The organism is Flavobacterium palustre (genome assembly GCF_014639535.1).
GTDB lineage: Bacteria > Bacteroidota > Bacteroidia > Flavobacteriales > Flavobacteriaceae > Flavobacterium > Flavobacterium palustre.
Genome location: NZ_BMGA01000004.1, coordinates 132,556 through 153,559, shown reverse-complemented (window position 1 = coordinate 153,559; position 21,004 = coordinate 132,556). Strand labels below are relative to the sequence as shown.

14 protein-coding genes are annotated in these 21,004 nt (G+C 34.8%); 11 read left to right on the top strand and 3 right to left on the bottom strand.

Features of this window, described 5'->3' with window-relative positions; genetic code table 11:
- Positions 1-14: 14 nt before the first annotated feature.
- The 7 genes from IEV84_RS09810 (at position 15) to IEV84_RS09780 (ending at position 7,837) form a co-directional block, all read left to right on the top strand.
- A complete protein-coding gene (locus tag IEV84_RS09810) occupies positions 15-1,022 on the top strand; it encodes a LacI family DNA-binding transcriptional regulator (RefSeq protein ID WP_188494110.1) in 1,008 nt (335 codons plus the stop codon).
- An 88-nt stretch (positions 1,023-1,110) separates the two neighbouring features.
- Complete coding sequence (locus IEV84_RS09805) at positions 1,111-2,253, top strand: iron-containing alcohol dehydrogenase (RefSeq protein WP_188494109.1); 1,143 nt, start codon at positions 1,111-1,113, stop codon at positions 2,251-2,253.
- 10 nt (positions 2,254-2,263) lie between these two features.
- Complete coding sequence (locus tag IEV84_RS09800; RefSeq protein ID WP_188494108.1) at positions 2,264-3,190, top strand: dihydrodipicolinate synthase family protein; 927 nt, start codon at positions 2,264-2,266, stop codon at positions 3,188-3,190.
- Positions 3,190-4,236, top strand: a complete 1,047-nt coding sequence (gene pdxA, locus IEV84_RS09795) for a 4-hydroxythreonine-4-phosphate dehydrogenase PdxA (RefSeq protein ID WP_188494107.1) — start codon at positions 3,190-3,192, stop codon at positions 4,234-4,236. The genes IEV84_RS09800 and pdxA overlap by 1 nt, the downstream gene beginning before the upstream one ends.
- Before the next feature lie 8 nt (positions 4,237-4,244).
- Positions 4,245-5,396 carry a four-carbon acid sugar kinase family protein gene (locus tag IEV84_RS09790; protein ID WP_188494106.1) on the top strand — a complete coding sequence of 384 codons (1,152 nt, stop codon included), beginning with the start codon at positions 4,245-4,247 and terminating at the stop codon, positions 5,394-5,396.
- A 12-nt stretch (positions 5,397-5,408) separates the two neighbouring features.
- A complete protein-coding gene (locus tag IEV84_RS09785; RefSeq protein WP_188494105.1) occupies positions 5,409-6,977 on the top strand; it encodes a sodium:solute symporter family protein in 1,569 nt (522 codons plus the stop codon).
- A 179-nt stretch (positions 6,978-7,156) separates the two neighbouring features.
- Positions 7,157-7,837: a PH domain-containing protein gene (locus IEV84_RS09780; protein WP_188494104.1), complete on the top strand. Its 681-nt coding sequence runs from the start codon at positions 7,157-7,159 to the stop codon at positions 7,835-7,837.
- An 85-nt stretch (positions 7,838-7,922) separates the two neighbouring features.
- Here the strand turns inward: IEV84_RS09780 and IEV84_RS09775 are convergent, their stop codons facing one another.
- Both IEV84_RS09775 and IEV84_RS09770 read right to left on the bottom strand, forming a co-directional pair.
- A complete protein-coding gene (locus tag IEV84_RS09775; RefSeq protein WP_188494103.1) occupies positions 7,923-9,308 on the bottom strand; it encodes a DUF4374 domain-containing protein in 1,386 nt (461 codons plus the stop codon).
- Positions 9,309-9,328: 20 nt separating this feature from the next.
- Positions 9,329-11,710, bottom strand: a complete 2,382-nt coding sequence (locus tag IEV84_RS09770; RefSeq protein WP_188494102.1) for a TonB-dependent receptor plug domain-containing protein — start codon at positions 11,708-11,710, stop codon at positions 9,329-9,331.
- A gap of 139 nt (positions 11,711-11,849) precedes the next feature.
- Between IEV84_RS09770 and IEV84_RS09765 the strand changes: the two genes are divergently transcribed.
- The 4 genes from IEV84_RS09765 (at position 11,850) to IEV84_RS09750 (ending at position 19,567) form a co-directional block, all read left to right on the top strand.
- Positions 11,850-12,923, top strand: coding sequence for an AraC family transcriptional regulator (locus IEV84_RS09765; RefSeq protein ID WP_188494101.1), 1,074 nt, complete (start codon positions 11,850-11,852; stop codon positions 12,921-12,923).
- A 418-nt stretch (positions 12,924-13,341) separates the two neighbouring features.
- Positions 13,342-16,152, top strand: coding sequence for a TonB-dependent receptor (locus IEV84_RS09760; protein ID WP_188494100.1), 2,811 nt, complete (start codon positions 13,342-13,344; stop codon positions 16,150-16,152).
- Between the two features lie 321 nt (positions 16,153-16,473).
- On the top strand, positions 16,474-17,532 hold the full coding sequence (locus IEV84_RS09755) for a phytase (protein ID WP_188494099.1): 1,059 nt from the start codon (positions 16,474-16,476) through the stop codon (positions 17,530-17,532).
- Positions 17,533-17,833: 301 nt separating this feature from the next.
- Positions 17,834-19,567 carry an ATP-dependent nuclease gene (locus IEV84_RS09750; protein WP_188494098.1) on the top strand — a complete coding sequence of 578 codons (1,734 nt, stop codon included), beginning with the start codon at positions 17,834-17,836 and terminating at the stop codon, positions 19,565-19,567.
- A gap of 180 nt (positions 19,568-19,747) precedes the next feature.
- On the opposite strand, the gene IEV84_RS09745 is transcribed toward IEV84_RS09750, so the two are convergent.
- Positions 19,748-20,848, bottom strand: a complete 1,101-nt coding sequence (locus IEV84_RS09745) for a DUF4407 domain-containing protein (RefSeq protein WP_188494097.1) — start codon at positions 20,846-20,848, stop codon at positions 19,748-19,750.
- Between the last annotated feature and the right edge of the window lie 156 nt (positions 20,849-21,004).

Genomic DNA, 21,004 nt, shown 5'->3' with positions numbered 1-21,004 from the left:
TACATTTTATAAAATTGTCAAATCTAAAAGCAGTTGCAGAGCATTCGAAGGTTTCTATAGCCACGGTATCTAGGGTAATTAATAATGATCCTAAGGTAAGTAAGGATACTATGCTTAAAGTTCAGGCTTCGATAGCGGCTTTGGAGTACAAGCCCAATCGCGTAGCGCAACGATTAAGAAGTACCAGTAAAAAAACTAAATTATTAGGTTTGGTTATTCCCGATATTCAAAATCCTTTTTTCGTTGATGTGGTTAGAGGTGTCGAGGATTATGCCTACCAGAATAATTTTGCGGTTATGATTGGTAATTTTGGTCAGGACGAGAAAAAAGAAAAATTATACCTAGATATTTTACAATCTGAAAATATTGATGGTTTGATTGTAGCTCCTATTCACGGAAAAGATAAAGGAGTTGAGAATCTGGTAAAAAAGAATATTCCTGTTGTTTGTATAGACAGAGGATTAACTGATATTGATGTTGATGTAGTAAAGGTGGATAATGAACAAGGTGCTTTTAATGCTATTGATCATTTGTTGAGTATAGGACACAAACGGATTGCTTATATTTCCGGAAATTTTAAAATCCCTACATATATTGAGCGTCTTGCAGGATATAAAAGAGCTTTAAATGATTACGGAATTCCTTATGATGAGAGTTTGATTTTTGCAAGAGATACCGATTATAAAAGTGGATTTGAAATTGCCAGTAAAATTTTAGAATTAAAAGAGCGTCCAACGGCAATTTTTTCAGGAAATAATCTGTTGACTTTGGGAGCACTTGAGGCCATACATGCTAAGGGTATAAAGATTCCTGAGGAAATTTCGATTATCGGTTTTGATGATATGCCATGGTCTATTTCGTTGAATCCGCCATTGAGCGCTGTTCGTCAGCCGGGTTTTGATATGGGACGCAAAGCAGCCGAGATGTTGTATGAAAGGATTTTAAATCCAAATAGTATAAAAGAAAAAGTGATTTTGAAAACAGAATTAATGTTGAGAAAATCGACTACTCGTATTGAGTAGTTTTTTTATTGGCAAAAATGTAAACGTTTACATTTTTACCAATAAAAGAGAATAAACACTAAAAGCTTCTAAATTAGATTATAAAAAAATGAAAGAGATTGTAATTTTAAATCCTAATCGTGTCGTTTTCGGGGAGGGAAGTATGCAGCGATTTGTAGATGATTTTTTGGAAAAAGGTTTTAAGCGAATGTTTTTACTGAGTATTGTAGAACTTCAAACTACTTTGACACCTTTTTTAGAAAAATTAAAATCACAAGGAGTTGAAATTGCTACTGATGAATCGATAGTAGGAGAACCTACTTTTGAAGATTTTAATCAGGTTTTGAAAAAAGCTCAGGTTTTTCAGGCTGATAGTGTTGTGGGTATTGGAGGCGGAAGTGTCTTGGATGTAGCCAAATTAGTGGCTGCTCAATTAAAAAATACGCAAACACTGGAGGAAATTAAGGGAATAGGAAATCTTAAGGAAAGACAAATTTATGTGGCCTGTATTCCTACTACTTCCGGAACGGGGAGTGAGGTTTCACCTAATGCTATTTTTGTCAACGAATTAGGAGAGAAAGTGGGAATTATTAGTCCGTATTTAGTGCCTGATGCCGCTTATATTGATTCTGTTTTGTCGGTTTCCCTGCCTAAAAGTGTTACTGCAGCTACAGGAATTGATGCTTTAACGCATTGTTTAGAAGCTTATACCAATAAATTTGCACATCCTTTTGTGGATTTGTATGCTTTAGAAGGCGTGCGATTGATTGCAAAATATTTAAAAAGAGCCTGTGATAACGGAGCTGATTTAGAAGCCAGAAGTCAGGTGGCCTTAGGAAGTATGTATGGAGGTATGTGTCTGGGACCTGTAAATACAGCAGCCGTTCACGCACTTTCTTATCCTTTGGGAGTAGAATATCATATTCCTCATGGTTTGTCCAATGCGTTGTTGTTGCCTTATGTTATGGAGTACAATATTGAAGCCGATGCGACTAAGTATGAACGAATAGCTGAGGTTTTAGGTGCTGAAAAGAAAGCAACTCCAAGAGAAACCGCTTTAGAAGGAGTGAGAATTATGAAACAATTGATTGCCGATTGTGGATTGCCGCTAACTTTAGGGCAGGCTGGGGTAAAGGAAGAATCTATTCCTCTTTTGGCCGAAGGAGCAATCAAAGTACAACGATTGTTGAAAAATAATATTAGAGAAATTGCTGTAGATGATGCGGTGGCGATTTACAAAGCCGCTTTTTAGTTAAAATAAAATGAAAAATAGTAAAAAATATAGCGGAGTAGTTGTGCCAATGGTGACGCCATTGAGTACCGATTTAAATATTGATTTAGATGCTGTAGGCGTTCTGGTAAACCATTTAGTAGAGGGAGCTTGTCATCCTTTTGTGTTAGGGACTACAGGAGAATCGAGTTCGATTTCTTTCGAAAGTAAAGTCGCTTTGGTTAAAAAAACGGTTGAAGTAGCTAAAGGAAAAGCCACTGTGTATGCCGGAATTTCGGGAAATTGTTTTCAGGAATCTCTGGATCAGGCTAAGGTTTATGCCGATTTAGGAGTGGATGTTCTTGTAGCTCACGTTCCCTATTATTACCCGTTGCATCAAAATCATATTTTGAATTATTTCAATGAGTTGGCTTCGGCAGTTACGTTGCCATTAATTATTTATAATATGCCAATGACAACCAACATGTCTATTGATTTAGAAACAGCTGAGGCATTGAGTAAACACCCCAATATTGTTGGTTACAAAGAATCAGAAAGAGGAGAAGAACGTATGGCAAAAGCTATCGGACTATGGAAAGACCGTGAAGATTTTGCTTATTTATTAGGTTGGGCAGCTAAATCGTATGAAGGTATGTTGCTTGGAGCAGACGGATTAGTGCCAAGTACCGGAAATTTAACACCGCAATTGTACAGTACAATTTACCAAAGTGTACTGGAAGGAAATAAAGATACAGCGCAAAAAGCACAGGAAAAAACGGATGTTATTTCTAAAATATATCAGGAAAATCAAATTGTGACCAATGCCATACCGATTTTAAAAACGATGCTGGCACATTTTAATCTTTGCAGTAATGAAGTTTTATTGCCAATGTTAAAAGTAGATAAGATTAAAGAACAAGAAGTAAAAACACAAATTGCTGATTTAGCTAAGGATTTAGAAAGCTTAAATACGATATAATGATGGAGAACAGAAAGCCAATATTAGGAATCACAATGGGTGATCCCGCAAGTATAGGACCCGAAGTAGCTGTAAAAGCCTTATTAGATTCCAGAGTTTATGAGGTGAGCCGCCCTGTTTTAGTGGGTGAAGCTGATGTTTTTGAACAAGCCATTCAGTTTTGTGGATTGGATTTAAAAGTGAATCGAATTTCAAAAATTGCTGATGCCAAATTTGAAAAAGGTACAGCAGATGTTTTTGATTTGAAATATATGAATATCGCCGATTTGAAAATGGGTGAAATCACAGCAGAAGCAGGGGATGTTTCTTTTAGAACCGTTGTTAAAAATATCGAATTGGCTCTGGCCGGAGAAATAGACGGAACGGTTACCGGGCCCATCAATAAAGAATCCATTCAAAAAGCAGGACATATTTTTGCAGGTCATACCGAAATTTATGCACATTATACCGATACTAAAAAATACGGAATGTTATTAGTAGAGGAAAATCTAAGAGTAGTTCATGTTTCAACACACGTTTCTTTGAGACAAGCCTGCGATTTGGTTAAAAAAGAGAGAATCTTAGATACCATATATCTTATTGATGATGCCTGTAAAAAATTGGGAGTTATTAATCCTAAAATTGGTGTAGCCGGATTAAATCCGCATGCGAGTGATGGAGGCCTTTTTGGTTGGGAAGAAGAGCAGGAAATACTTCCGGCTGTTCAGGAAGCTTTAAAAAGAGGCTTTAATGTTGAAGGGCCAATTCCTGCCGATACACTTTTTCCAAAAGCAATTGGTGGCGTTTATGATGGTTGTGTGGCTATGTACCACGATCAGGGACATATTCCTTTTAAAACCGTAGGCTTCAACTGGGATCAGTCCAAAGGACAAATGAAAAGTGTAAGAGGAGTGAATATAACATTGGGATTGCCAATTATCAGAACTTCGGTGGATCATGGTACAGCAATGGAAATTGCAGGAAGAGGAATTGCCAGTCCGGATGCTATGGTGCTTGCCATAGAATATGCGGCTAAATTGCATAAAAGTAAAAAGGACAATCAATAGATAGGGAGATGATAGCGGTTATATCAGATGATTTTACAGGAGCTGCCGAAATAGGCGGAATTGCACTTCGCAACGGATTTAGCGTTACGATAGATACCTGTGTAAATGCAAATTACGACTGTGATGTTTTGGTAATCGCAACAAATACGAGGTCTTTGTGTAAAATTGAGGCTCAAAAACAAATCAAAGAAGTTACAGAAGAATTACTTAAATTACAACCCGATTTTATTTATAAAAAAACCGATTCGCTGCTTCGGGGAAAGATAGGAGACGAATTAGAAGTGCAATTAGCTGTTTCGGGTAAGAAAAAGGTTTTGTTGGTTCCAGCTAATCCGGCAATGAACCGAACCATTGTTGATGGCATTTATTATGTGAATAAAATCCCGTTGATGGAATCTGATTTTTGTGGTGATGAGTATGAAACAGGGACAACTTCCAGTGTTTTAGATTTAATTGGGGTGGATTACAAAGCGCAGTCTTTTTCTGTTTCTTTAGGACAAAAAATACCTCGTGAGGGTTTTATTATAGGCAATACACCCACAAATGAAGATTTGATGGGCTGGGCTAATGTAATTGATGATACGATGTTGCCCGCAGGCGGAGCGAGTTTTTTCAATGCTATTTTGAGAAAAATAAAAAAAGAAAATACAACAGCGGTTAAAACAATGTCTTTTGGTAAAAAAGCATTGTATGTATGTGGAAGTAATTACGAGCCAAGCAGGGAAGTAGTACGAAAAGCCAAACAAGCCGGAGGAACTGTTTTGTATATGCCCGAAAATATTTTATGTATTGGGGATTGCGAGGAAATGATTGAAAATTGGGCAGGTACAATTGTTGAAGCTATTGAAAAAAACGACAAAGTGATTATTGCTATTGATACACTTAAGTGTGATGAAGTAGCTGCTGTTTCTTGTAAAATAAAAGAAATATTGGCTTCGGTAGTAAAAAAGGTGTTGGGCAAAGTAAGTTTGGAAGAGTTATTGATAGAAGGAGGGGCAACAGCTTATTCGATTATAGAGCATTTAGAATATAAAAAGTTTTACCCTGAACAGGAATTAGCTCAGGGAGTAATAAGAATGAAAATTGACCAAAAAAAAGAAATGTATTTAACCCTAAAACCAGGAAGTTATCAATGGACTGAGTCTATCTGGAAATTTTAATCTTTTTAACTTATGAATGGAGCCTCGTTACATTTTATTGATTATTTAATTATTGTTTTATCACTTATCGTTACCTTTTGGTTTGGGGTTCGGTTTTCAAAAAAAAACACCAGTACAGATCAATATTTTGCAGCAGGTGGAAATATTCCGGCCTGGGCAGTTGGAATGTCAATATTTGCAACCTTAATCAGTAGTGTAACATTTTTAGCTTATCCGGGAGAAGGTTATAAATCCAACTGGATTCTTCTTATTCAGGGATTTATGGTACCCGTTGTACTTCTTTTTTCAATACGGTTTATTGTGCCTTTGTACCGAAATGTAATTGGTTTGAGTGCTTATGAATATTTTGAAAAAAGGTTTGGATACCTGGCTCGTGTGTATGGTTCCTTAGGATTTATTTTTGCTCATTTTTCTAAAATGGGTTCGGTATTATTTCTGTTGGCTTTGGCCTTGTCTTCAATGACCGGTGTTGATACATTAACAATAATCTGGATAATAGGAATTGCCATTGTTTTCATTACGCTTTTTGGAGGAATGGAAGCGGTAATTTGGTTAGATGTTATTCAGGGTTTTTTACTGATTTTAGGAGGTATCGTTGCTATTGTCGTTATTCTTTTAAAAACCGACGGAGGACTTGGAGCTATTGTAAATTATGCTGTAGATCGTGATAAAATAGGTTTTGGACCTTATGATTTTGATTTTGTTAACCTTACTTTTTGGGTTATGGTTATCAATGGTGTTTTTTACGCTATTCAAAAATATGGAGCCGATCAGACTATTGTACAGCGTTATCTTACTGCAAAATCAGATAAGGATGCCATAAAAGCAGCAGTTCTAGGAATTGGAATTACAGTGCCTGTTTGGATTGCTTTTATGTTTATAGGAACAGCTTTGTTTTCTTTTTATGGTTTAAATCCGGTTGAATTACCTCAGGGGATTAAATCAGATGCGGTTTTTCCTCATTTTATTACAACACAATTGCCACCGGGTTTAATAGGTCTGATTTTATCGGCATTGATTGCAGCGGCAATTTCCAGTTTGGATGCCGATTTGAATTGTTTGGCAGCTGTAGGAGTTGATGATTATTACAAGCGATTGTATCCTAAAAGCTCAGGAATGGACCAACTTCGAATGGGGAAAATCCTGGTTGTGGTAGCCGGGTTAGCAGCTATTTTAGTAGCCAGTTTTTATGTTTTTGCAGGCGAAAATGATGGAATTTTATCAACGGTTTTTATGTTGTATGCTATCTTTTCGGGAGGAATTGCGGGGATGCTGTTGTTAGGGCTTTTTGTCAACAGAGCAAATAAAAAAGGTTTGAATGTAGGGCTTGTGGCCTGTATTTTGTTTACAGGATATGCGTTATTAACTTCTACTTCAACAGGCAATGGTGCGGGCAGACATCTTTTGTTAGATATGGGTAGCTATAATTACACTCACCATAAATATATGTTGGGGGTTTACAGCCATTTAGTATTGTTTTTTGTGGGATGGATTGCCAGTTATTTTTTCCCTAAAACCGAGGTGCCTAATAATTTGACGTATTATGGTTATTTAGAGAAAAAGCGAAAAGGATTGATTTAGTCTTTAATTTATTTTTGAAAAGCCTTAGTTGTTTACATAATAACTAAGGCTTTTTTTAGTTTTGGAAATAAAGTAGTAATAAAACTAGGATAATTAACTCCTATTTAAGAAATTAGACTTTAATTTTGTAAGGTCTAAAAAGACTATTTAACCAAATATAAAATAAATTCAGCCACATAATGAAAGATCAAATTAAGAAATTTTTAAACGAGGAACAAGATCCGAAAGCCATTGAAAAAATCACTTCAAAGCTGAATGATTTATTAATGAAAAATGAGGAAATTGGATATATAGGAGTTCAAAAAAAACCGGCACTTACGGTTTTTCCCGACAGTATTGTTTTGACCAATAAACGAATTATTATCTGTCAGCCTAAAAACCTGGGGCTTTCGATGGATTTTACTGATTATACCTGGGATCAGATTGAAGGAACCTTTGTTAAGGAAAATATTTTAGGTTCGGAATTCTCATTTTCGACCAAGACCGATTTGACGGTTTCTATTGATTACATACCAAAAATTCAGGCAAGAAAGATTTATACTTTTGCTAAGGAGCAATTGGATATTCTAAAAAGTGGAGCAGTTCAAAACACAGCAACAATTGCTGAAGAATTTAATGAGGAAATGGAAGAAATAGAAACCGAAGAAGTAACTCATTATGCCGAAATTTTGCCGGCTGTTCCCAGTTATACTGAAGCTATTCCTGAAAATGCAGTTCCATCCTCAGAAAAACAGCTAAGTGAATTAACTCAGGACGAACTTTTTGCTAAACTTCAGAATTATAAAAAACTCCTCGACAACGGATTGATTTTACAGGGAGAATATGACGCTTTCAAAAAAGAGATTTTGAGTATGATGTAAGTTGAATTTTACATCTTTGTTATAAAAATAAAAACCCCGACAATTCAATTTATCGGGGTTTATTATTTCAACTAAACGTTATTTTTTAGTATGCACCTAAATAAAAACTACCAGTAGCTGTTTTTAACTGAGCTCCTTTTTTGATTGTTTTAGCTTTTGTATCTACAATGTAAATGTTTCCATCTGCACCAGCCGGAGTTAAAGGTAGATATACATTATCGCCAATTACACCAATATTTTGGTATTGACCTAAGGTAGTATTTAAACCAGCATTTGTTTCAATTTCTGTAGCTAATTTAGTTGCAGTTTTATCATTTAAGTTTATTAAAGCAATATAACCACCATTAGTTCCTGAAATAGTATAAAGTACTACTGCAATACCATCCTTAACATATCTCCATGCTCTAATTTGAGCACCAGTTATTCCTAAAGCAGTGTTTAAGTTAAAGTGGTAATTTGCATCATAGTTATAAGTTGTTTTACTGATACGTAAGATATCAGCACCTGATGTAGCAGTTGCCTGGTAAACATGACCATCAGTTCCCACATGTTGTGTCATAGTACGGTATCCGTGATTGTTAACTTTTGTTAAGGTAGAAGTAAGAACTCTTGGGTTTCTTAATGATGGATAATCTACTACCAATGTTTTTGTACCATCAATATTAGCAGCATCACTTGGCCATGTAGGAATTCCTGAAGTATTTATTGTAGGTGTTCCGGCAGGATTATATTTACTTACATTACACCCGATGTAGATTCTGTCTTTAGCAGCGTTCAATACAGGAACATCAATACGTCCTACATAATAACCAGCAGCTTTTTCTGCATCGGTGAATGGGAAATTGAATACAGCAGTATTAGCAATAAAGGTGTTGTCTAAATTGATTGTTGCAATTTTAATTTCACTTTCTCGCTTTTTGAAAACAAAATTTGGAGCTGTGCCTTCATATTCTATATCTAAAGCACTAGCATAAACCCCTACTCCGATTCCTTCGGCAGCTTTTACCCAACGAGGAGAAGTGCCAAGGATTGTAGCCGTGTTTATTTCAGAACCTACTTCTTTGTAGTCTCCTCCACCATTAACCTGGTATTTGTTGAAAACACCACCTTCGGTTCCGGTGTATTGAATGTTGTATAAATATTTTCCATCAGCAGATGCTTGTACACGGGCAGTACGTTCTGATTTTAAAGCAAAACCATTTACATATTTTTGATTTTCCATTTTAAATAATTCAACAACATAGTTGGGATCAGCTGCGTTTTCTTCGGAAATTGCATAGGCACGCGTACCACCATTACCTGCAGTTCCGCCTTCATCTGGAAATGATCCTGTTAGAGAAATCCAACGTTTTCCGTCATTTCCGGAATTATTTTCAGAATCGTTGTTATTGTCATCATTGCTACAGCTTCCTAATGTGAGAGCTGCTAAAGCCATACTAAACAATCCTATTTTAAATAGATTTTTTTTCATGATATTGATTTATTTGATTATTAAAAATTATTTAAAGTGTAATTCAATTTGAAATAAATGCCCCGACCCGGTTTTTGAATTTGAAAATTGTCATAGACTTCGGCATTAAAGATGTTTTTAACATCTAAGCTGGCAATCAGTTTTTTCGAAGGAAAGCGATAACTTAGCCCTAAATCATGAGGAAGTTGGTTGGGGGTTTTTGACCATTCCGCCTGTCCTCTGGCGGTATAATATTCACCTACAAATCCTACAGTATAATAAGTATTCAGTACAGATCCTTTCTGGAATAGGTCTCTAAAACCATATTGTGTATTTAAATTCATAGTAAAAAAAGGTTCGTTAGCTACCTGATGCCCATAATAATCATTTGGATCACCGTCACTATCTAATTTACTTTTATCGAGGTTATTGAATTTTGAAATATTAAAAGAAGTATTCAATCGATTATTATAGATGTAAATAATCTCGGCTTCAAAACCTTTGGCTTGTGTATGATCCATATTCACATACTGAGTTACCTGAATATTCGCTTCGGCTTCGTTTTCGATTTCATTGTCAGCTACTGTTCGTTGAACAATTTTATCATAACCATTACGCCAGAAAGCATTTGCATATAATGAAATTCTGTGTTTTCCAAAATCAGAAGGTCCCCATCGGAATCCTATATTATAGTTAATGTATTTTTCAGGTTTTAAACCTACATTAGGCAGAATATTTCGCTCAGGAGCTCCAAATAATTGCTCGTCACTGGGCATGATAGGCGAATTTTCAGTAGAGCCAATAAGATATAAACTAGAGAGAATATTATAGGAAACTGTTGCGCCATAGCCAAAATTATTATTGATAGAAGCTGTATCTTTTTTTACAATCGAATTGACTCCGTCAACAGTAGCAATCTCGTATTTTGTTTGATCGTTTCGGTTATTGGTGTATTTGCCCAGAATATTGGTTCGGAGTTTTCTGTTGAAGGTTTCAGCTTCATAATTCATCGAAATTATATTCTTGGTAATCTTACTTATGGTTGCAAAATCAGTTTTAGATGGATTCAAAAGATCTTCATCTTTTCTGTCAGTGGCTTCTAATTTGTGATTGAATGAGAGGCGGTGACCATCTACAATCATGTATCCTAAATTAGAACGGATATTAGTAATTTTTCTATCGGTATTCGTTATGGTTTTTACTCCTTGTTGTCCTCCTCGAAGTGTTTTTAAGAGAATTAATCTTTCTTCAGTTGCGATGATGGGTTCACCCGTTTCTGGTCTGTATTTAATATTGCCATTTTCATCTCTATCATATATAGGGTTTCCATTTTCGTCATAAAGATCTACATGTATTGGTGTTTGTCTAATTTTTCCATCCCAGTTGTAAGCATAGCCCACAGTATCCTGAAGATAGGTACTACGATAGCTACGTGTACCATTAACATTTAAAGCTAAATTCTTTACTAAGAAATTTTTCTTGCTATAATTTAAAAGTAGCACATTTGATTTCATTTTACTAAATCGGCCTACATAAGGAGTTGACATTGTTATTCCATGCGGAATTTCAGTGTAATTACTGGATCCATTATAGCCAATAAAAAACTGATCGGCCCATTTGGTATCGGTAAAACCGGCTTCAATTCGCCCACCAATATTTTTATAGGTATTGTTGAAGCGTTTCGCTCTATAATATGGGTCTATATCGCCGCCAGGATTTACGTAAGTGCTGGATTTTCCCCAAGTTTCATAACTGTTATCGGTATAGGTGTAAAAACCGGAACCTCTAACAGAAAGCCCTGTTTTTTTGTCTCGATAGGTTCCGCCAAGATCCGATTGAAAAGTATTAAATGAACCATAAGAAGTAGCCAGAGTTAAACTATTTTTAGAAACATCTTTTTTCAATACCACATTGATGGCTCCACCTACATAATCACCGGTTAAATGCGATGGCAATACTCCTTTGTAAACCTCAATGCGTTCAATCATCGCAGGAGGAATGTTATTTAAATTGAATGACGAACCGTAAGTAGAAGCTTCTATTCCATCAATAAAAATTCCAATAGTACTTCCTGACATACCGTTAAGGTTGTACTCCACATTGGAACCGATTCCTCCATTTTGTCTTACACGCACACCTACTGATCTGTCCAGTAATTCATTGGTAGTTAAGTTTCTTAGAGATGCTTCTTTGGTTTCGATAATGGCTACTGCAAAACCGGAAGTTTCTACCTTTTGTTTTTTTGATTTTCCCTGAATACTAACCGTTTTTAGTGTTTCAATCTTTTCTTCTTTTTTTAGTTTCTTTTCTGTAGCGGGAACTTTTGTAACAGTAGCTACTTTTTCGGCTGTTTCATCTTGCTGTGAAAAGGCTGAAATAGTTAGTAAAAGAAACAGCAGATTGTAAAATGGGTGAGTAGTCATTTCTAAATTTCGATATTTTTTTGAAAAAATTATTTTTAATTAGATTTATTATAAATAAATTTGTCGCAAAAATACTATCACAACACAAGAAACAAATAGGGAAAAACGGATTATTACTTTGTAAAAACGGATTATTATTTTGAAACTTACATCTGCAATTTTAGGTCAGCCGCAAGCTTTTATTTCGATAGAAACGGATGATTTGTATCATTCAAAGAGCCTTTTTGTGGAGGAAAATACCATTGTAAAATATGATGAAGATGATACAATTACAATCCGTAATCAAATTACGGAGGGAATTTTAATTTTGGATACCCAAATGTATTTTTCAAAACCGCAAACCATTCAAACCAAAATTACCGGAGAATCGATAGTGATGAATTTTATTTGTTCCAATAATTTAGAAACCCACGTTGATCAATTGGAAAAGGAATCCTTTTCAATTGAAAATACTCATAATATTCTGTACGCTTCTCAGCTAAAAGCTACTTTTAAAATTCCTGCTTTAGAAGAAATAAATTGTCTGTCCATTATTTTATCTCCCGATTTTTATTCGAAATTGATTAACGAAGACTGGGAGCTGCACCAGAAATTTTCCAAAAATATCTGCCAAAAGAAAACCGGATATCTTACTCCTAAATATGCTCCTTTTAACTCCGGAATTCAATGGGTGCTACACGAAATTAAGAATTGTAAATACGAAGGTTCAATAAAGAAAATGTATTTGGAAGCTAAAATTAAAGAATTGCTGATTTTTCAATTGGATTCTTTAATGGAAAAAACCGAAAACAAGCCTCAAATAGATGAGGAAGATGTAAGCAAACTTTTGATGGCTAAATCAATCTTAGAAAAAAACTTTACTAATGCGCCTTCTCTTGCTGAACTTTCCAGATTAGTTTCACTTAACGAGTTCAAACTCAAAAAAGGCTTTAAATCCTGTTTTAAAACCACCATAAAAAGTTATGTTACCCAACTCAGGATGGAATATGCTAAGGATTTATTTAAAAATGAATCCTCTAATGTGGGCGAAGTAGCTTATAAATGCGGCTATAAAGATGTCTCACATTTTTCGGCAGCATTTAAAATTTTCTATGGATTTACTCCGGCGAGTTTCCGAAAAATTAATCTGGGAGCAAAAATGTATCTTTTGTATTGGGATTTTTTTGATGTTCTTTATTTGGATTTTCTTTCCATTGATTATTGTTTGATTTAAGAATCTGGTCCAAAATTCATCAAAATTACATCTTTTAGTGCGATGTAATTAAGTTAAATAAACCACCCCGCCTTTCAGGCACCCCTCCAAAGGAGGGGAAGTCGTCTGATTTCCCCTCCTTTGGAGGGGTGCCCAGCGGGCGGGGTGGCTTTTCTATATTTGGGAGCTCGCACTTTTTAGTAGAATTAGTTCTTAACTTTTTGAGATTACTTTTAGGGATTGGGGAAATAAAATTTATTTTAAACATACCCTATGTCTTTCCTAAGTTCAATCCAAAATGTTTCTTCATTTCAAATATTACCTTATTGTAAACAGACATTTTTTAAAGCTATGATTCATAACAATAGCTTAATTTTTTTCAGGGTTTAAATTAATGAATGGCGTCTAGTTTTGCCTCAAATTAATTAAAACAAGAACAATGAAAAAAAATTATTTAGTCGTGATGTTTTTTTTACTAGCATTGGCAACTTATGCTCAAAAAGGGGTAATATCCGGAAAAGTGCTGGATGCCGATGATAAAATGCCCTTGCCGGGTGCAATGCTGCAGCTGGAAGGAATGAATAAATATACCATTTCTGATTACAATGGACGTTATGAATTTTTAAATATACAGGAAGGTTCTTATACCGTAAAAGTATCTTATATAGGCTATGCGGCCGCTTCAGCTAATCTTGTGGTTGCTAAAGGTGCAAATGCAGTTCAGAATTTTGCTCTTAAAGTTTCAGGAACGCAATTAAACGAAGTAGTTATAGGTGATGTTTTGAAAGGGCAAGCTAAAGCTTTGAGTCAACAAAAACACAACAAAAATATTGGAAACGTAATTTCGTCAGATCAGGTAGGGCGTTTTCCGGATGCTAATATTGGAGATGCTTTAAAACGTGTTCCGGGTGTTACTATGCAAAATGACCAGGGAGAAGCCAGAAACATCATCATCAGAGGTTTGGCACCATCATTGAACTCTGTGACTTTAAACGGAGACCGAATTCCGTCAGCTGAAGGAGATAACCGTAATGTACAAATGGATTTAATTCCGTCGGATATGATTTCGACTATCGAAGTCAATAAAACATTAACTTCAGATATGGATGCCGATGCGATTGGAGGTTCGGTGAATTTAATTACCAGAGCCACTCCAAACGGAGAGAGAATCTCGGCTACAGTAGCGGGAGGTTATTTGCCTATTCGTGAAAAAGCATCTTATACTGCTGGTTTGGTTTACGGAAATCGTTATTTCAATGATAAATTTGGTGCGGTGATAAGCGGTTCGTATAATAATGTAGATTACGGTTCGGATAACGTAGAAAATGAATGGACGAAAGATGAATTTGGAAATGAATTTCTACAGGCTGCCGAAATCAGAAAGTACGATGTACAACGTATTCGCTGTAGTGCTTCGATTGCTTTGGATTACAAATTCAATGAAAACAATACCATTTTTGCCAATGCAATTTACAACTGGAGAGACGATAGAGAAAACCGTTTCAGAACTACGTATGACGATATTGAAGCGATTTATGATGGTGAAGACATCATTGGTTTTGAAGGTCGTGTAAAACGTCAGACTAAGGGTGGAATTGATAATAACCGAAATAAAAACAGAAGGTTAGAAAGACAAACGGTTCAAAATTATTCCCTTCGCGGAGAACATTTAATCAATTCGAAACTGGATTTAGACTGGTCAGCTAATTATGCTAAAGCCAGAGAATTCCGCCCTGAGGAACGTTATATCGAATACCGTCAGAAAGGGCTGGATATTTTTCAGGATTTTTCAGAAAACAAATTTCCTTTAGTAACAGCAGCCGGTGAGGCATTGGACGAATTAGAATTGGATTCCGTTTCTGAAAATACCGATGATACTTCTGAAAGTGAATTTGGTGCAAAAGTTAATATTCGTGTGCCTTTTACTATTATTCCTGCTGAAAAAGGAAGATTGAGAACCGGTCTTAGATTGCGAATGAAAGAGAAAATGAGAAACAATATTTTCTATGCTTACGAACCAATCAATGATGATATGGCTTTGTTATCGGATGTTCCAACGAGCTTTTTTGATGGAAAAGGATTCAATCCGGGAGATAAATATGTGCCTGGAACTTTTGCTTCGGCTAACTTTTTAGGGAATTTAGATTTAAACAATGCTGCTTTATTTGACAAAGAAGCTGATCCGGCTGAGTTTTTAGCAGTAAATTATAATGCTAAAGAAAACATCTATGCGGCTTATGTAAGATGGGATCAGGATTTTAATGATAAATTATCGATGGTTTTAGGTTTCCGTTCCGAAACTACTCATATCAATTACACAGGAAATCGTGTTCTTGACGAAGAAGAATTAGAAGGCGAAATCACTACAAAAAATACCTATACGAATCTTTTGCCAAGTATTTCATTACAATATAACGCCACAAAAGATTTGATTTTAAGAGCAGCGGCAACTACAGCTTTAGCCAGACCTAATTACTATGCTTTGGCTCCGTATGTAAACAACATTGCTTCGGATATGGAAATTACTGCCGGAAATCCGGATTTGGACGCTACGTATTCGTATAATTATGATTTCATGGCCGAGAATTATTTCAAATCGGTTGGTTTGATTTCAGGAGGTGTTTTCTACAAAAGATTAAATGATTTTATCTACAATTACAGCGATAACCAATACACAACTACTAAGTTTGCTGCTGATTTTCCAGATCAAAGTAATCCAATCCCAACAGGTGAAAACTGGTCGTTTGTACAATCCAGAAATGGGAAAAGTGTAAATGTTTACGGATTTGAAGTCGCTTTACAACGTCAGTTGGATTTCTTTGAAAGTAAATTTCTAAAAGGATTCGGAGTGTATTTGAACTATACATACACCAAATCAGAAGCCAAAGGAATAGCTGATGAAGATGGAAACGAAAGAGATAATGTAAGTCTTCCAGGTACTGCACCTCACATGTTTAATGGATCGTTATCATGGGAAAACAAACGTTTTTCAGCCAGAGTTTCTACTAATTTTGCTGCGGATTATTTAGACGAATTAGGAGCTGATGATTATCAGGACAGCTATTATGACAAACAATTTTTCTTAGATGCTAATGCGGCTTACAAAATCACGCCAAACATTCGTCTTTTTGCGGAAGCGAATAATTTAACCAATCAGCCGTTGCGTTATTACCAGGGAATTGAATCGAATACGAAACAAGTAGAATACTATCAGGCACGTTTTAACTTTGGTTTGAAATTTGACTTTTAATAAAAAATCATTGTTGTCCGGTAAAAAACATAAATGAAATTTTGAATTCAGTATTTATGGCGCTTACTTACAGGTCGCTCCTCTGGAGCTTGTTTTTGTCGATTCTCTTTTTCTACAAACGGAACAGTCCCGATGGGACTAAATAGCTCCAGAGGAGCGAACTGTTTATAGTAAAAAATAGATGTTTTTAATAAAGCTACAGAGTAGCGATCTGTTGATTATGTATAAAATTTAATCGGACAACGATAATAAAAAATAATAATTTAAGATAAGTTGACAGGATTATTAGATCCTGTCACTTTTTCGTTTAAAAGAAATAAGATGAAAAATAAATCTATCGTTGCAGCTGTAATTGCAGCATTAACATTAAGTTCTTGTGGGAGTTCTTTAGCACCTGTTCGAAAAGATGCTTTGAAACCGGCAGTAGTAACACAAGCATTACCGCATGATACCGATGATCCTGCTATTTGGATTAACCCAACAGACGCTACAAAAAGCATTGTTATTGGTACAGATAAAGATACCGATGGCGGATTGTATGCCTTTGATTTACATGGAAAAATCATCAAAAAATCCATTGTATTACAAAGACCCAATAATGTGGATATTGCTTACGGATTAATGATAAACGGCAAAAAAGTGGATGTTGCCGTAACCACCGAAAGAGAAAATAATAAAATCAGAGTGTTTGGTCTGCCTGATTTAGAACCCATTGACAACGGAGGAATTCCGGTTTTTGAAGGGGAAACAATGCGTGACCCAATGGGGATTGCATTGTACACTCGTCCAAGCGACCAGAAAATTTTTGCTGTTGTAGGCAGAAAAGAAGGTCTTTCGGGAAGTTATTTATGGCAATACGAATTGACCGATTCCGGTAATGGAAAAGTAGATGGAACTGTAGTGCGAAAATTTGGAAATTACAGCGGGAAAAAAGAAATAGAAGCCATTGCGGTGGATAACGAATTAGGAACTATTATTTATTGTGATGAGCAATTCGGAATCCGAAAATATGTGGCTGATCCGGCTGCTAAAAATGATAACGAATTAGCTCTTTTTGGTCAAAAAGACTTTAAAGCTGATCATGAAGGAATTGCGATTTACAAAAAAACAGCAACCGAAGGTTATATTTTAGTGTCGAATCAGCAAGCCAATACTTTTATGGTCTATCCAAGAGAAGGAGTAAATGGAAATCCGAATGAATATCCGTTATTGGCTGAAATTCCAACTTCAACCATAGAATGTGACGGAGCCGATGTTACGAGTGTAAACTTAGGCGGTGTATTTCAAAACGGACTTTTTGTAGCCATGAGCAACGGAATGACTTTTCATTATTACAGCTGGGATAGTATTCAGCAATTGATTGATGCAGCTAAAAAGTAAATTAGTTTTTAACCGCAGATTACACAGATTAGCACAGATTCTTTTTCTATGCTTAATTTTTAATTCGTGAAATCTGAGCTTTAAAAATCAATAGAAATGGCTTTTAAGCCATTTTAAAATTAAAGTTTTCCATAGGCTTTAGCCAAAATCTAAATACGGATTTGGCTAAAGCCGGACGCAATTGAAAAAACTTTATTTTTTGTAGGATTTATTTATATATTTGAGAAAAATAATTTATGACAGTTATCAGACTAAGCGATCCAAAAGAGGATGGCTTTGTATGATTCTATCATACATATAAATGATTTGGCAGATATTTTGTAAAAACGAAACAGAAAATATGATATTAAAAAAAATTATAGCAAAAAATTATAGAAGTTTAGAAGATATTGAAATTGATTTTAATCCATATTACAATGCATTATCCGGCAAAAATAACTCAGGAAAATCAAACATTATTAAAGCCGTTTTATCATTTTTGACTCATAATTACAGGTTTTTTTCTAATATGAGTGGTCCAATTGATTACAACTCCGACTTTCCATATTGGAAGAAAAAAGATAAAGTAAATGACTCAATTTATATTGAATTGGTACTACAACTAGATAAGAATAATGATGCTGGTTTATACAAATTTATAAATGAACTTATATTTAAAGATATAGAATCAAATGATACTGATGTTTCACTCTTAATAATTAAAGCAACTAATCTGCCTGACAAAAATGCAACAAACATTGAGTTATTTTTTGATGGTCATAAAATAGATGATGAATATAAAAGAGAGGAATTATTAAATAGAATACGAAGTTCTGAAAGTATATTTTTTCATAATTCAACAGAAAACGAACCTTATTTTTTATCTCAAAGACGAAGAGATTCATTGTCATCTTATTTAACTAATGAGGATTTAGATTTAATAACAAAAAAGAAAGATATTCTAGAAAAAGAAGTGAAGAAAACACTAAAAAAACATCAAACGGAATTCAGTTCTTTATTAGGAAGACTTTCTGAAAAGTATGATGTTTCTTTAGGTATTCCGAATCTTAATATTGATAGAGAAAGTATTGAAATATCTTTAAAAGAAAAAGGAATAGAAGTCTCATTAGAAGATTGGGGTTCAGGAACAAAAAATAGAACTTTAATTCTATTAAATTTAATGAATGCGAAACGTATTCAAGAATCAACAAATTTAAATAAAAGATTAACTCCAATAGTTATCATTGAAGAACCAGAAAGTTTCCTTCATCCTTCTGCACAAGCAGAGTTCGGAAGAATACTTCAAGATATTGCATCTGACTTTAAGATACAAATTTTAGTTGCAACACATAGTCCTTATTTGTTAAGTCATAAAGAGCCAAAAGCAAATATTCTTTTGGAAAGGGATTTAAATTTGAACAATAAAGGTTCAAGATTAATAGACACATCGGGTGAAAAATGGTACGAACCATTTGCACTTTCGCTAGGAATAACTGGTGAAGATTTCGGACCATTAAAATCAACTATATTTAGTGGAAAAAATGACATTATTTTAGTTGAAGGGAATTCTGATAAAGAATATTTTGAACTTTTAAAAGAAAAGTATCACGGAACAAATAAACTTAATTTTGATGGTGAAATTTTTCCATATGGTGGTGCAGGTAATATAAAAAACAATATCTTATTAAGATTTATTAAAGAAAGGTTTAAAAGATTTGTCGTTACTGTGGATTTAGATAAATATGGAGATACAAAGAGTACTTTTCAATCACTAGGCTTGACAGAAAATAAAGAATTCTTGATAATTGGTAAAAACGAAACTGGTAAAAAATGTATTGAAGGCTTAGTTCCAAGTTCATTATTAGCAAAAGTTTACGCAGAGAATGTCAGTTTAGTTCAAGAAACTATGGAGAATTCTGAAGATGGTAAAAGAGCGAGGACAAAAATGAAACAAAAAGTATTGGAAGCATTTAAAAAAGAAGAAGAAAATAAAGATACTACACTTTTTACTGAATTTTATCCAATCGTAAAAAAATTAAATAATGTTTTTAAGTAGAAAAACATTTGCCAACAGTGGTTTCCGCGGCTAGCGCAAGCGTCCCGTTTGTGCCCGTAAAGCAAAACCATTAAAAAGATGTCTTGTAAGTACAAGCGTAACGCTTGCGCTAGCTTTCGTAAACAAGTATTCAGCTAAAAAACGCAAACCCGAAACTTTCCAGTTATCGGGTTTTATGTTTTATAAAGTTTTCTTCTGTTTTTCTAAAAAATTATTGGATTGCAGTTCCAGTAAATCAGTAGCGTTTTTTCGTTGCAATTCATATAGTTTCTTGTCTTCGGCAATATCCTGATAAACCTTGTCGTGCATGGCGGCACTGGTTTTTACTAATAATTCACGTTGGTATTTATCCTGACTTAATGTGGCTTTCAAAGCCGTTTCTAAATCTTCCAACTTGTAATCGTATTCGCCTTTTGGAGAAAGTAATTTGGCAATGATAGGAGAAGTTTCAACGGCTAAAAACAGCAGCATAATAAAAAAAGAAGGTAAAAAAGGCAATTTACTCAACGCATTGATTCGTGCCATCAGACCATCAAAACCATCAATGATGGGTTGGGTTTCGGTTACTTTTTGGTCTAAATCGGCTTGGAGTTGCTTGTTCAGACTTTCTTTTTCGGCAATTTTTGCCAGATTGTTTTTTCTAATCGTATCTAATTCGGCGGAAGCCAGATTGTGTTTGGCAATTTTTTCTTTAAAAACAGGGCCTTTTCCTATTCTCATCGTGCCTTTAGTTCCTTCGGCTTCGGTAATATAGGTTTCGTATAAGCTGTTGACTTCTTTTTCTTTTTGGGTAATTTCATTTTTTAAAGTCGCAATTTCAGCCTTGTTTTTATCCAAATCCGTTTTGAAATAAGTAGTTACTTCTTTTTTGTTGTTCAAAGCCATCGCATTTTTTTCTTTCAATAAAACGGTATTGATTTCCTTTTCGAAAATTTTAATTTCCAATGGTTTCGAAATAACGATAGCAATGATGATTGCCAAAATAATTCGGGGAGTAGCTTGTAGCAATTCACTTTTAAAATGGTCTCTTTTTCGAATGGTGGAAACAATAAAACGATCCAGATTAAAAATAAGCAAACTCCAGATTATCCCAAATGCAATAGCGGGATACACATTGTCAAAAATGGTAAACAGCGCATAAGCACTGGCGATGAAAGCCATGACAGCGGTGAAGAAAACTGTCGCACCAATACCTACATATTTTGTTTGTTCCCCTTCAGAGCAACCTTCGAGAAGGTTTTTGTCAGCTCCGGAACAGAGGATAAAAAATGATTTTAACATGATTGATTTTTTAGCTTGTGTATTGATTACAAATTTAACGCCAAAAAATGAATATTGGTGTAAATAATTGATATGTATTTGGTTATGGTATTTTGGGTGAGAAAAGTTGTTATTATTTTCGATGATAATTTTCGTGTGTCCTTAGCTTCCGCAGTC